General features: G+C 71.5%; 14 protein-coding genes. 8 read left to right on the top strand and 6 right to left on the bottom strand.

From position 1 onward, the window contains the following. Positions 1–86: 86 nt before the first annotated feature. Genes AC0VYD_RS05890 through rimP form a run of 3 tightly spaced genes read right to left on the bottom strand, consistent with a single transcriptional unit; the run spans position 87 to position 1,938 of the window. Complete coding sequence (locus AC0VYD_RS05890; RefSeq protein ID WP_475480197.1) at positions 87–380, bottom strand: YlxR family protein; 294 nt, start codon at positions 378–380, stop codon at positions 87–89. A gap of 28 nt (positions 381–408) precedes the next feature. Continuing rightward, positions 409–1,431 (bottom strand): transcription termination factor NusA, encoded by a 1,023-nt coding sequence (gene nusA / locus AC0VYD_RS05885; protein WP_475480196.1) that lies wholly within the window; start codon positions 1,429–1,431, stop codon positions 409–411. Positions 1,432–1,455: 24 nt separating this feature from the next. Continuing rightward, entirely contained in the window at positions 1,456–1,938 is a 483-nt protein-coding gene (rimP, locus tag AC0VYD_RS05880) for a ribosome maturation factor RimP (RefSeq protein WP_475478939.1), read from the bottom strand. 367 nt (positions 1,939–2,305) lie between these two features. Between rimP and AC0VYD_RS05875 the strand changes: the two genes are divergently transcribed. Further along, positions 2,306–2,854, top strand: coding sequence for a hypothetical protein (locus AC0VYD_RS05875; RefSeq protein WP_475478938.1), 549 nt, complete (start codon positions 2,306–2,308; stop codon positions 2,852–2,854). Between the two features lie 42 nt (positions 2,855–2,896). Then, positions 2,897–3,373 carry a ferritin-like domain-containing protein gene (locus AC0VYD_RS05870; RefSeq protein WP_475478937.1) on the top strand — a complete coding sequence of 159 codons (477 nt, stop codon included), beginning with the start codon at positions 2,897–2,899 and terminating at the stop codon, positions 3,371–3,373. Between the two features lie 99 nt (positions 3,374–3,472). On the opposite strand, the gene AC0VYD_RS05865 is transcribed toward AC0VYD_RS05870, so the two are convergent. Next, the gene (locus AC0VYD_RS05865; RefSeq protein WP_475480195.1) at positions 3,473–5,206 is read right to left on the bottom strand and encodes a proline--tRNA ligase; all 1,734 of its coding nucleotides are present in this window, start codon (positions 5,204–5,206) and stop codon (positions 3,473–3,475) included. A gap of 167 nt (positions 5,207–5,373) precedes the next feature. Between AC0VYD_RS05865 and AC0VYD_RS05860 the strand changes: the two genes are divergently transcribed. The 6 genes from AC0VYD_RS05860 (at position 5,374) to AC0VYD_RS05835 (ending at position 11,774) form a co-directional block, all read left to right on the top strand. Beyond that, positions 5,374–6,225: a spermidine synthase gene (locus AC0VYD_RS05860; RefSeq protein ID WP_475478936.1), complete on the top strand. Its 852-nt coding sequence runs from the start codon at positions 5,374–5,376 to the stop codon at positions 6,223–6,225. 123 nt (positions 6,226–6,348) lie between these two features. Further along, positions 6,349–7,563, top strand: coding sequence for a sensor histidine kinase (locus AC0VYD_RS05855; RefSeq protein ID WP_475478935.1), 1,215 nt, complete (start codon positions 6,349–6,351; stop codon positions 7,561–7,563). Continuing rightward, positions 7,538–8,215 (top strand): response regulator, encoded by a 678-nt coding sequence (locus AC0VYD_RS05850; protein WP_475478934.1) that lies wholly within the window; start codon positions 7,538–7,540, stop codon positions 8,213–8,215. Before AC0VYD_RS05855 ends, AC0VYD_RS05850 begins: the two co-directional genes overlap by 26 nt. A 383-nt stretch (positions 8,216–8,598) precedes the next feature. Continuing rightward, positions 8,599–9,918 (top strand): cytochrome ubiquinol oxidase subunit I, encoded by a 1,320-nt coding sequence (locus AC0VYD_RS05845; protein ID WP_475478933.1) that lies wholly within the window; start codon positions 8,599–8,601, stop codon positions 9,916–9,918. Positions 9,919–9,937: 19 nt separating this feature from the next. Then, positions 9,938–10,876 (top strand): cytochrome d ubiquinol oxidase subunit II, encoded by a 939-nt coding sequence (locus tag AC0VYD_RS05840; RefSeq protein WP_475478932.1) that lies wholly within the window; start codon positions 9,938–9,940, stop codon positions 10,874–10,876. Between the two features lie 535 nt (positions 10,877–11,411). After that, positions 11,412–11,774, top strand: coding sequence for a hypothetical protein (locus tag AC0VYD_RS05835; protein ID WP_475478931.1), 363 nt, complete (start codon positions 11,412–11,414; stop codon positions 11,772–11,774). Positions 11,775–12,051: 277 nt separating this feature from the next. Here AC0VYD_RS05835 and AC0VYD_RS05830 read toward each other — a convergent pair whose 3' ends face one another. Further along, entirely contained in the window at positions 12,052–12,354 is a 303-nt protein-coding gene (locus AC0VYD_RS05830) for a Dabb family protein (RefSeq protein ID WP_475478930.1), read from the bottom strand. 546 nt (positions 12,355–12,900) lie between these two features. Continuing rightward, positions 12,901–13,203 (bottom strand): DUF6406 domain-containing protein, encoded by a 303-nt coding sequence (locus tag AC0VYD_RS05825; protein WP_475478929.1) that lies wholly within the window; start codon positions 13,201–13,203, stop codon positions 12,901–12,903. Positions 13,204–13,288 lie beyond the last annotated feature (85 nt).

Here is a 13,288-nt window from a genome sequence, read left to right as displayed (position 1 = left end):
CCGACACAGCACTGCACGCCGACCTCGGTCTCTACAACCCTGAGGCCAGCCCAGACATTCCAACCCTATCCGGATCGGTGAAGCGCTCACTCACGCGGGGCGTCACCGAGTAGGGACGCCACAAGTGAGGCGTCCCACCCGGTGGTGCCTCCACCGTTCCGTTTCCGGAAGGCGCGGGGCCACACTCTGCGACGTTCGGCGAGCTCGAGGCATCGCCGGTCGTGATGCAGATAGGCGCCACGCCCCGGACGTCGACCCCGGGTGTCGGGCGTGATGACCGTGCCCTCGGCCACCAGCCGCACGAGGTCGGACTGGACTGTCCGCGACCGGCACCCCACGCACGTACGCACGGGACGGTCAGGACCGTCTCCGGCCACCATATCGTGTCGGGACATGGGTGCGATCCGATTAACCGGCCGGAGGGGCATCATAATCGCCCTGGACGGGCTCGTCGACACCCTCCGCGACGGTCTTGGCGGGCTCGGCGTCGGAGCGGATGTCGATCCGCCAACCGGTGAGACGGGCTGCCAGACGGGCGTTCTGGCCCTCCTTGCCGATCGCCAGTGACTGCTGGTAATCGGGCACGACCACGCGGGCGACGCGGGCCGCCATGTCGAGGATCTCCACCGAGTTCACCCGGGCCGGGGACAGCGCGTTGGCGACGAAGACGGCTGGGTCCTCGGAGTGGTCGACGATGTCGATCTTCTCCCCGTGGAGCTCGGCCATCACGTTGCGGACACGGCTGCCGAGCGGGCCGATGCAGGCACCCTTGGCGTTGACGCCGCCCCGGTTGGAACGGACCGCCATCTTGGTGCGGTGACCGGCCTCACGGGCGATCGCCGCGATGTCGACGGTACCGTCGGCGATCTCGGGGACCTCCAGCTCGAAGAGCTTGCGCACCAGGTTGGGGTGGGTGCGCGACAGGGTCACCGAGGGGCCGCGGTGGCCCTTGCGGACCTGCACCACGTAGGCGCGCAGGCGCTCGCCGTGGGTGTAGTCCTCCGTGGGGACCTGCTCCTGCGGGGGCAGGACGGCCTCGATCTTGCCGAGGTCGACCAGGACGTTGCGCGGGTCCTTGCCCTGCTGGATGATGCCGGAGACGATGTCGTGCTCACGGCCGGCGAACTCGCCCAGGGTCAGCTCGTCCTCGGCGTCGCGCAGACGCTGGAGGATGACCTGCTTGGCGGTGGAGGTCGCGATGCGGCCGAACCCGGTGGGGGTGCCGTCGAACTCGCCGACGACCCCGCCCTCCTCGTCGGTCTCCGCGACCCAGACGACCACGTGGCCGGTGGAGCGGTTCAGCTCGACGCGAGCCTTCTTCTCGGGGCCCTCCTCGCGGTGGTAGGCGATCAGCAGCGCGTCCTCGATGGCCTTGGCGACCAGCTCGACGGCGATGTCCTTCTCGCGCTCCAGGCTGCGCAGGACGCTCATGTCAATATCCACGGGGCTCCCCCTCTAGTCCGCCGCGTCGGCGTCGGCTGCGCGACGGAATTCCACCTGGACCCTGGCCTTGGCGATCGAGTCGTAGGCCAGGGTGCGGGGCCGTCCCTTGACGTCCAGGGTCACGCCCTGGTCGTCGGAGCCGGTGACGCGACCGGTGACGTCCGCCCCCTCGACGGGGGAGACCTTCACCAGTCGGCCCTGGGAGCGCCGCCAGTGGCGCGGCAGGGTCAGTAGACGGTCCACCCCGGGCGAGGTCACCTCCAGGACGTAGGGCTGCTCGCCCATGACGTCGGAGGCGTCCAGGGCCTCGTTGACGGCCTGGCTGACCTCACCGACCGTGTCGAGGTCGACCCCGTTGTCGGAGTCGACGACCACGCGCAGCACCCGGCGCTTGCCCGCGGGTGTCAGTTCGACGCCCTCCAGGTCCAGTCCGGCTTCGGCCAGTACCGGCTCCAGCAGCTCGGCGATGCGCTCGTTGCGCGCCTGCGCTCCCATGCGTGTTAGCCCCTCAAACGGCGAAATCCCGCCCGCTCGGCCGTGGGCCGTCAACGGGGCGGTCCAGCTCTGTACGTAGTGTCTGCGACGAATTCGCTCCGCGTCCCGGGAGGGACGCGAAAAGCGCCGCGCGTCGCGTGCGACGGCGGTTGTGCTGTAAGGGTATCCACACCTGAGTGCCCCCAGGGTCGGTCCGAGCGGGCGGGGCGCGTCGCCGGCACCGGCCCCGGCGCCCGCAACACCGCCCTGGTAGGGGGTGTCGGCGCGGCCCGGGCCCGCCGCCGCCCGTGGAAAGATGGGGGCTGACCGCCGTCGGCGGCGGTCCTGTCGACGCCGCGCCGAGTCGCGGGGCACGGGAGGAGAACGCGTGGACCAGGGGAGCGTCAGCCGTCGCACGGTGCTCGGGGCCGCGGTGAGGGGCCTGGCGGTGACGAGTGTCGCGTCCGGGATCGCGGTGACCGGTGCCGTGGGGCTGAGCGGTTGCGGCAGGGCCGACTGGTACCCGTTCGACGTGACACCCGACGTCTCCGTCCTGCGCTCGCTCATCCTGGAGAAGGAGCGGATGGTGGTGCGGTACGAAGCCGCCCTGGAGGCCGGCACGGGGCCAGCCGAACTCCTGGAACGGCTGTTGGAGCAGCACGTCACCCATCTGGACTCGCTCGTCGACGCCCTTCCGGAGGGGGTCGGGGCGAGCGAGGAGCCCTCGGCGGGACCGGAGGGCGAACCGTCGCCCCCGCCCGAGGACCCCGCGTTGGACGCCGTGCTCGACCCGGCGGGGCTGCGGGCCCTGACGGCCGCGGCGACCAGCGCCAGGCTCGACCAGGCGGCCGCGGTCACCGACCCGGCCCTGGCCCAGCTCATCAGCGGGATCGGTGCGTGCGAGGCCGGGCACGCCCACCTGCTCGCCCGGGCCTGAGCGCCCGCCCCGAAACCCCGGAAGCGACCGAAAGGCAGTCAGGTGAGCGACAGCCCCACACCCGTGGATAGCTCCTCGGAGAGCGCGGGCCCGGACGGGGTCGGCGATCCCGCGTCGGCGGCGTTGGCGGAGGCTCTGAGCGCCGAGCACGCCGCCGTGTACGGCTTCGAGTTCGTCGGCGGGGCCGCCGGAGACGAGACCCGGCGCAAGCGCGCCTCGGCGGCGACGTACAAGCACAGGGCGCTGCGGGACGAACTGCGCACGGCCGCGACCGAACGCGGCGTGGAACCCCCGCCCGCGCGGACGTCCTACTCGCTGCCAGAGGGGCGCAGCGGTGCCGACATGGACTCCTTCGCGGTGGGTCTGGAACAGACGACGATGGACGCCTACCTGTGGTTGAGCGCCGCCGAGGACACCGACCTGAGGATGACCGCGGCGCGCGTCCTCCAGGAGGCCACCGTGCGCTCACTGGAGTGGGGCGCCGAACTGGACGCGCTCCCCGGTTTCGGCGACGGGTGAGACCGTGCGTTCCGCCCGGGCGCGGGTCGGACGGCGGACACCGGGGGGCTCCCGCGCGCGTGCGGGAGCCCCCTCGGTGTCCGGCGGAGCGGCCGTGCCCTACTCGGCGCAGGCGGCCACGGTGCGCTCGACGATCTCCCCGACCGGCACGTCCGAGCGCTCACCGCTGCGGCGGTCGCGCAACTCGACGAGGCCGTCCTTGAGGCCGCGGCCGACGATGACGGTGGTCGGCACACCCAGCAGTTCGGCGTCGTTGAACTTCACGCCGGGGGCCGCCTTGCGGTCGTCGACCAGCACGCGCAGGCCCCGGGCCTCCAGTTCGCGGCCGATCCGCAGGGCCTCCTCGACCTCGCCGCCCTTGCCGGTGCCGACCACGTGCACGTCGGCGGGCGCGATCTCGCGCGGCCAGATGATGCCCTTGTCGTCGTGCGACTGCTCGACGACGGAGGCGACGGCGCGGGAGACGCCGATGCCGTAGGAGCCCATGGTGACGCGCTTGGGCTTGCCGTCCTTGCCGAGGGCGTCCAGCTTGAAGGCGTCGGTGTACTTGCGGCCGAGCTGGAAGATGTGCCCGATCTCGATGCCGCGCGCGGTGTACAGGGTGCCCCGGCCGTCGGGCGAGGCGTCGCCGTCGCGCACCTCGGCCACGTCGATGGTGCCGTCCGGGGTGAAGTCGCGCCCGGCCACCAGGTCGACCACGTGGTGGTCGGCCTTGTCCGCGCCGGTCACCCAGGCGGTGCCGGTGACCACGCGCGGGTCGACGAGGTAGCGGACCTCGTTGTCCAGCAGGGCCTTCGGTCCGATGTACCCCTTGACCAGGAAGGGGTTGGCCGCGAAGTCGGACTCCTCCAGGAGCGAGACCTCGGTGGGCTCCAGGGCCGCCTCCAGGCGCTTGAAGTCGACCTCCCGGTCGCCGGGCAGGCCGACGGCGAGGAGCTCCCACTCCGCGGAGCCGGGGGCACGGGTCTTGACCAGGACGTTCTTGAGGGTGTCGGCCTCGGTGAAGTCGCGGCCCAGTCCGGCGCCGTTGAGGAAGTCCACCAGGGTCTGGATGGTGGCGGTGTCCGGGGTGTGGTGGATCCGCGCCTCGGGCAGCCCCTCGACGGGCAGCTCCGCGGGTGCCGGGGTCCGGACGGCCTCGACGTTGGCGGCGTAGTCGGACTCCGTGCTGCGCACGAAGGTGTCCTCACCGGTGGGGGCGACGGCCAGGAACTCCTCGGAGGCGGAGCCGCCCATGGCGCCGGAGGTCGCGGCGACGATGACGTAGTCCAGGCCGAGCCGGTCGAAGATCCGGACGTAGGCGGCCCGGTGCTTGTCGTAGGACTCCTGGAGGCCCTCGTCGTCGATGTCGAAGGAGTAGGCGTCCTTCATGTGGAACTCACGGCCGCGCAGGATCCCGGCGCGGGGGCGGGCCTCGTCGCGGAACTTCTCCTGGATCTGGTAGAGCACGACCGGGAAGTCCTTGTAGGACGAGTACTCGCCCTTGACGAGGAGGGTGAAGAGCTCCTCGTGGGTGGGGCCGAGCAGGTAGTCGGCGCCCTTGCGGTCCTTGAGCCGGAACAGGGTGTCGCCGTACTCCTCCCACCGTCCGGAGGCCTCGTAGTACTCCTTGGGGAGCAGGGCGGGCAGGAGGACCTCCTGGCCGCCCATCGCGTTCATCTCCTCGCGCACCACCCGTGCCACGTTCTCCAGGACGAGCTTGCCCAGGGGCAGCCAGGTGTAGACGCCGGGTGCGGCTCGGCGGACGTAGCCGCCGCGGACGAGCAGCTTGTGGCTCGGCACCTCGGCGTCCGCCGGGTCCTCACGCAGGGTGCGCAGGAACAGGGTCGACATCCGCAGTAGCACGGCCACTCCTAGGTGATCACGCCCCGGGGGGCGCAGGTTGGAAGATCTGGGGAAACCCAGGCTAGCGCCACCGCAGGGGGGTTCGCGCGCCGGTTCCCGACAGGGCGGAGGTGCGCCTAGGGTGTGAACGGTTTTCGAGGAGCGAAGGCGGGGGCATGGGCAGACGTGTGCGTGACAGGGTGGAGCCCGAGGAGGAGTTCTCGGCGGTGCCCGGAGTGGACCTGCTCGCCGACGCGGACCGGCCCAATTCGTGGTTCCTGCTGGTGGAGGGCACCCCGCAGTCGCACGTGGACCTGTCCGACCCCGGTTACCTGGACTTCTCGTACGTGCGGCGGATCGCGCACGCGGTCGACCTGGCGGCGCCGGAGGGTGAGCCGGTCGAGGCGATGCACCTGGGGGCGGGCGCGCTGACGGTGGCCCGCTACGTGGCGCACAGCCGTCCGGGGTCGCGTCAGCGCGCGGTGGACGTGGACGCGGCGCTGGTGGAGATGGTCCGGCGGCGGCTTCCGTGGGACCGCAGGGCGCAGCTGCGGGTGGGGGTCGGCGACGCCCGGGACTGGATCGCCGCGCGGCACGGGTCCAGTGCCGACCTGATCGTGTCCGACGTCTTCGCGGGGGCGCGGACCCCGGCCCGGCTGACCTCCGCCGAGTTCTACACCGAAGCCGCACGGGTACTGCGGCCGGGCGGCTTCCTGGTGGTCAACGTGGGGGACGGTTACGCCCTGAAGCACACCCGCGCCCAGGTGGCCACGGCCCGCTCGGTGCTGCCGCACGTGGTGATGACCGCCGAGCCGGGCGTCCTGCGCGGCCGCCGCTTCGGCAACCTCGTCCTGGTGGCGGGGCACCGGCCGCTCCCGGTGGAGGAACTGGGGCGGCTGGCGCACCGGGACCCGGAGATGGCGCGGTTGGTGGAGGGCGACGACCTGGACCGGTTCGTCTCCGGCCACTCCCCCGTGCGCGACGCCGACGCCGTGGACTCGCCCGCCCCGCCGACCGACATCTTCTGAGGCCGGTCCGCCACGGGTCCGGGATCCGCGGGCGGACGGTACTCCCCGGGGAGTGGACCCGCCCCACGAGTGTCCCCCTCGGGGGGACGGCGCCCCCGGCGCGGGGACCGTACTGTCGGACTCGTGGCAGCACTACTCTCCCGCTTCCAGCGCCCGGCCCGCACCGACCTCTGGCTCACGGTCGCGCTCCTGGCCCTGTCGGTGTCCAGCACCGCGGCGGTGGAGGTGATCGATCCCGTACCCGAGGACACCGGCCCCTGGCCGTGGGGGTACGCGCTCATCCTGGCCGCCGGTCTGCCGGTCCTGTGGCGGTCCGCCCTCCCGCGGACGGCCGCGGTGGTCTCCGTCATCACGGCGTCCGCCTACTATCCGCTGGGTTTCCCGGACGGGATGGTGATGCTCTGTGCCGCCGTGATGCTCTACACCGTGGTGCGCCGGGGTTACCGGGTCTTCGGGTGGGCGCTCGGCATCGGCCAGTTCGTGGCGGTCAACGGCTACGAACTCCTGGTCATGGGCGACTACCGGCCGGAGGCACTCGGCATCGTGGCCTGGGTCCTGGTCCTGCTGTGCTCCGCCGAGGTGGTGCGCTGGCGCCAGGAGTACCTGCACGCGGACCGGGAGCGCGAGGCGGAGGTGACCAGGAGCCGGGAGGAGGAGCTGCTGCGCAGAGCCTCCGACGAGAGGCTGAGGCTGGCGCGCGACGTGCACGACACGGTCGCCCACAACATCTCGTTGATCAACGTGCAGGCCGGGACCGCGCTGTACCTGGTGGAGAGCCAGCCGGAACGGGCCGCCGAGGCGCTGGCCACCATCAAACAGACCAGCAAGGACACGCTGTCGGAGCTGCGGGCCATCCTCGGGGTGCTGCGGGTGGTCGACGAGGACGGGCCGGCGCCGCGGTCGCCGGTCCGGGGCCTGGACCGGGTCCGGGATGTGGTGGCGGGCGCCCGCCGAGCGGGGTTGGCCGTGGACGTGCGGGTCACCGGCGAGGAGCGGCGGCTGGCCGTGGGGGTGGACGGTGTGGCCTACCGGACCGTACAGGAGGCGCTCACCAACGTGGTCCGGCACGCGGACGCGGACCGGGTGTGGGTACGCATCGACTACGGGCCCTCGGAGCTGTCCGTGGAGGTCACCGACGACGGTCGCGGAACGGTGGGCCCGCCGACCGCGGGCAACGGCATCACCGGGATGCGGGAGCGGGCCGCCCTCGTCGGGGGTTCGGTGGACGCGGGCCCCGCGGACGGGGGAGGATTCCGGGTACGGGCGAGGCTGCCGGTCGACGGCGGCCCCGCGGAGGGACAGGGAGAACAGGTTGATCCGGGTACTGCTCGCCGATGACCAGGCACTGGTCCGAGCGGGGTTCCGTGCCCTGTTGGACAGCGCGCCCGACATCGAGGTGGTCGCGGAGGCGTCCGACGGCGAGGACGCGGTCCGCCTCGCACGCACCGAACGGCCCGACGTGGTGCTGATGGACATCCGGATGCCGGGGGTGGACGGTCTGGCCGCCACAGAGCGGATCCTGGCCGCACCCTCCCTGGAGCGGACGCGGGTCGTCATCCTCACCACGTTCGACCTGGACGAGTACATCTTCGACGCGCTGCGCGGCGGCGCCAGCGGGTTCCTGGTCAAGGACACCGAACCGCGCGACCTGCTTCAGGCGGTGCGGGTCGTCCACGGGGGCGAGGCCCTGCTCTCCCCCGGCATCACCCGGCGGCTGATCGCCGACTTCGCCCGCCGCCCGCCCCGCGGCCCCGAACCGTCGGCGCGGTTGAACGGGCTCACCGACCGCGAGCGCGAGGTCCTCGCACTGGTCGGCCACGGACTGTCCAACGAGGAGATCGCCCGGAAGCTGGTGCTCAGCCCGGCCACGGCCAAGACCCACGTCAGCCGCACCATGGTGAAGCTGGGGATACGCGACCGGGCCCAGCTGGTGGTGCTCGCCTACGAGACCGCCCTGGTGACCCCGGGCTGGTCCCGGGACGACCGGTGACCGGTCTACGCGCTGCCCCGTGCCTCCGCCGGACCCGCCCTGCGCGGCCCGCAGCGGCCCGGGTGAGGTCCTGACAGGAGGCGGACCCCGTCGAGGGTGGCCAGCGCTCCCCTCACCGCTGTGTTCGCCGCGCTGTCGGTGCTCTCCTCGGTGGTGCCGTGGCGTGCCGGGGGCGGTGTCCGAGGCCACGTACAGGGCGCACGGTCCGCTTTCCGGGAACCCCGGGCGGACGCCGGGGCCGTCCCCTACGCCTCGGGGAGTAGGCCCCCGGCCGGGCTACCTCCCCCGGTGTGCCCCACGTGCCGCCCCGGGGACGATGCGGCACCCCTGACCGTCGGCGGATGCTGTTCGGCGTCCCCACCGCCGACCGCAGAGGCCAGCCGATGTTCGAAGACCCGCTCGTCCTGGCACGGCTCCAGTTCGCGCTGACCGCCGCCACGCACTACATGTTCGTCGCGCTCACCCTCGGACTGGCCCCCTACATCCTCGGCACCCAGTTCCTCGCGGTCCTGTGCGGCGACCGCGCACGGATGGCCTCCGTCCGGTTCTGGGGCGGCCTGTACCTGGTCAACTACGGGATGGGGATCCTGTCCGGCCTCGTGATGGAACTCCAGCTCGCCCTGAACTGGAGCGGGCTGCACGAGATGTTCGGGTACACCTTCGCGGCGCCACTGGCCCTGGAGACGATGACCGCCTTCTTCGTCGAGTCCACGTTCCTGGGCCTGTGGATCTTCGGCTGGGACCGGATGGGCCGGTGGGCCCACCTGTTCTGCTTCGCGGTGGTGACCGCGACGGCGTACGGGTCGGCGTGGTGGGTGCTGGTCTCCAACGGCTTCATGCGCCGCCCGGTGGGCTTCGAGATGGTGGACGGGACCGCGCACATGACCGACCCGGTCGCCCTGATGACCAACCCCGCGGCACTCGTGGCCTTCCTGCACGTGGTCACCGGAGCGATGCTGGTGGGCGCCCTCGTCGTCGCGGCAGCCAGCGCCCACCACCTGCTGCGCGGCAACGACCCGCACGGGGTCTTCCGGCGCGGGATGGGCTACTCCGCCGTGACGATGTGCGTGATGCCGTTCCTCGTCGTGACCTTCGGCGGTATGCAGTTCCAGATCTTCGGCGAGGACCCGCCCACCAGCGGGCTGACCTACACAGCCGGGGAGATCGAGGCGGTCGAGGCCGCCGGGCGGAGCGCGTTCGTGACCACCGCCAACGTGACCGGTGACGCCGTGATGATGACCGCCTGGGGCATCATGTTCTTCCTCGGACCGGCCATGCTGCTGCCCCGGATCCTCGCCCTGCTCGACCCCCGGCGGTGGTTTCCGAACCGGTTCGCCTACCGGAGGCGCCCCGGCGTCCTGTCCCCGGCCTGGTTCAGGCCGCGCCGGTGGGGCCTGGCAGTCCTGCTGTTCTCCCCCCTCCTCCCCTACCTGGCGAGTGTGGGCGGCTGGGTCTATCGGGAGACCAACCGCCAGCCCTGGGTGGTGGTGCACCACCTGACGACCGCCGACGCCGTGACACCCATGTCCACGGGTGCGGCCCTGGTGTCCTTCACCCTGTTCACCGTCGCCTTCGCCGCGCTGGCCGCCGTGACGTACTGGCTGCTGGTCCGCCTCGCCCGCCGCGGCCCGGAGGGAGGCCCCCTGGCCGAGCACCGCGAGGAGGCCCCCGAGAAGACCGACGCCCCCGTCCACGCGTTCTGAGAGCCAGAGGGAGACAACCATGGCCGTCCTCGCCGAAACAACGCCCTCCGCGGTACTCCTCGCACTGTTCGTGGTGGGCTACCTGGTCCTGGCCGGGGCCGACACCGGTCTGGGCATGCTGATGCCGCACGTGGCGCACACCCCGGAGGAGCGCCGTCGCGTGGTGTCCGCCATCGCCCCCTACTTCCTGGCCTCCGAGGTGTGGCTGGTCGCCGCGGTCGGGGTGCTGGCCGGGCTCTTCCCCGGCCTGGAGCACCAGGTGGTCGGTGACCAGTGGCCGGTGATCGTCGTCCTGCTGGCCGGATGGCTGTTCCGGGACGCGGGACTGTGGTTCCGCGCCCGGGTGGACGGCCGGCGGTGGCGGTCCGTCTGCGACACCGCGCTCGTGACGGGCAGCTGGGCCCTGGCCGTCGCCTGGGGACTGGTGCTGGCCGGCCTGCTCGGCGGCGGCCTGTCCGCGGACCCCTTCACCGTCACGTGCACGGCGGCGGTCACTGCCCTGTTCGCGCTGCGCGGCGCGGCCTTCGGTGCGCAGCGGCTGGTCGGCCCGGTCCCCGGGGAGAGCGCTGACACCGCGGCCAGGGCGACGCGGACCCTGGCCCGGGCGGCGCTGGGCTCCGTCGCGGTGACGGTGGTCGCCGCGGCGGGCTTCGGCGGACCGGTACTGGTGCGCCCCGGGGTCGCGGTGGTGCTGGTCGCGGTACTGGTGGCGGCCCTGGCCGCCACCAGCGGCCTGAGCGGTCCGATGCTGTCCCGGCACACCTCCGCCCTGGCGATCGCGGTCCCGGGGCTGCTGGTGGCGTCGTCCGCGCAACTTCCGCCGGCGGACATCCCCCAGGTGACCGCCGTGTTCGTGTGGTCGATGCTGGCGCCCGCAGTTCCGGTCATGCTCCTCGGCCAGGTTTGGCTCTACCGAATGACCCGCCGCCCCGCGGCCCCTCCCAGCTTCTTCGCCTGATCACCCCAAAGAAGCCACTGGTCAGCGCGGTGCCGGTCGAGAGGTACCGGTTTCGCTCCCCCGGGCCAAGGCAGGGTCAACTCCCCGTCTCGGGTTGGGAAAGCCGGGGGACGGGCACTTCCTGTTGCGGGAAACGTACCCGTGACGCCCCTCCCGTTCCCGGGAGGATCCGGCGTGATCGCACACGGGCGCGGTGTCGAGCCCTGAGGAGGGACTGTGACCTACCCCCTGACCAGACCACCGAGTCAGAGCGGCTGCAACTGCGGCTCCGGATGCGGCTGCGGCTGCCAGAGCGGTGGTTCGTGCGGCTGCGGCGGCAACTGCGGCTGACCGCCCGACCGGGGCACCCGTCCAGTTGACCGGTGCCCCACCCCTTCCTGCGGGCCGTCCCTCCCCTCGGGGGCGGCCCGCGTCCTTTGCCCGGCGGCCCCACCCCCACATCGCGACAATCCGCAACGATATGTGTACTCTAAGTCACAGCGCTTTTCCCCTGGGGATGAGCCGCTGCGTATCCACCCGTTGGGGGAGATCAGCGATGCCGCCGTTCACGAGACCAGCGACGCGGAGGGAACGACGCCTCTCCGACCACGCGAGGCTGCTCCAGTGCGTGCAGCAGATCCTGGAGCGCTCGGCTCGGGCCGTGCCCTGGGAACCGGAGACCGTCGGACTCCCCGACGCCCGCTCCGACAGCGCACTGGCCCGGATCAACGACGTCGCCTTCTACGCGAACGCGCGCAACGAGGTAGCCACCCTGGCGGGCGTCTGCGTGGACCTCCTCCTGCTGCACAGCCCCGACGGCTCGGAGCAGCCCGACCAGGCCGCCGGGCGCCGCTGTCGGAGCTGCCGCCTGGCCTGGCCGTGCCCGACCTTCGGTGAGATCTCACGGCTCCTCGGCTGAGCGCCCGCCCCCGCGGACGGGAACCCGCACAACGGACGTCGCCCGCCGAAGTCGGGGCGCGATCCGACTTCGACGGGCGACGGTTTTCGGTTCGCCTGCCGCCAGCGACACCCCACGACCGAACTGCGGGATGCCCTCACCGGGCGAGGCTTACCCAGAGGCTAATACTGGAACGAGTTCTACCGCAAGACCAGAGCGCCACTCGGTTTGCCGAAAAACCCCTGATTGCAAAGAAGAAGCGACAGAGGAAGGGTCAAAAGCTTCCCTGAAACAGGATCTACTTACCCGGGATCGAGTACTGGATCGCAGCCCGGTCGCTCAACAGCGGGCCGATGACCGCGAGGGCTGACCGGTGCTCGGGGTGGTCCCGGTAGGCGACGAAACCGGCCTCGTCCGCGACCACGGCGACCACGGCGAAGTCGTAGGCACCCTCGCTGATCCCGAGGTCCGGGCCGAAGGTGTAGGAATCAAGCTCGGGGATCGCGTCGGGAAGCGCGCCCAACAGCCTCTCGACCTGGGCGACCTGCTCGGGGGTGACGCCGTCCTGCCAGCGGAAGAGCGCGATGTGTCGAAGTGCCATACCCGAGAACCTACCCGGGTCCGGGCGGAAGGGGAGGACGACCAGGCCCAGGGGCGGGGGACAGCCCCTGGGACCGGCGGCGGCAGGACGCCACGACCCTCACCCCGGGGACGAAGAACCCTCCCGCGAACACCGGGGCGCGCCATGCCCGACTGACGTTAACGAGGCACCGGTAACGCGAACACCCCCCTTCGGATAACCGGAACGTCTCGATTCCCACCACCCGAAGCACACACAACCCCCTGACCTGCGATGACGAACTGTCCGCAAGGCACTGCGCACAGTCCGCACATCTGGCGCGGCCAACACCGGGACCGCAGGTCGGGCCCGGACCGGACTCCGGACTCGGCCGGGCGGGCCCGAACGGCCTGGCCAGCGCGGGCGGGCCGGCGCAGCCGGACCCGCGCGGCCGAAGGAAACAGCGAAGCCCCCGCCGGAAAACCGGAACAGGAACGTTCCGCAGCAACCAGGGAAAAGGTTGCAATGGGTTGCAATTCCAGCGGAGGCACAGACAAAGAGGATCCCGGATCGTCCCGGGGAAGTGGTTCAGCTAATCCTGGTAGCTATCAGATACGCACTCGGCGAATCGGCGTCAATAATTTCCGTGATCCTCCACACCTGGCCGCCGACACTGAACACATCACCCACCCGGACATCGATCATGGGCGTGGGCCGCCACTCTTTCGGGCCGCCGATCTTGGCCACCGGCTGACCGTCTTCGTCGGTCCAGAAGCTCCCTCCGCCAACGGGTCCGCCAGTGAAGCGGTCGTTGCGCCCGTAACTGATCTTCTCCTGCGCGCCGATCTCGTGGACCACCGTGGACTCAGTCCCAACCGTCTCGGATTCCATTGAAAACGCATCCATATTAACCCGGTCCGATCAATGACACAGGGAACCAGCAGACCGGATCAGCGTTTCAGCAGAATAACCGACA

The sequence above is a fragment of the Nocardiopsis sp. iso_40 genome (assembly GCF_056173285.1).
The sequence above is the reverse complement of the archived record's forward strand: the minus strand, read 5'-3'. Positions and strand labels throughout refer to the sequence as shown.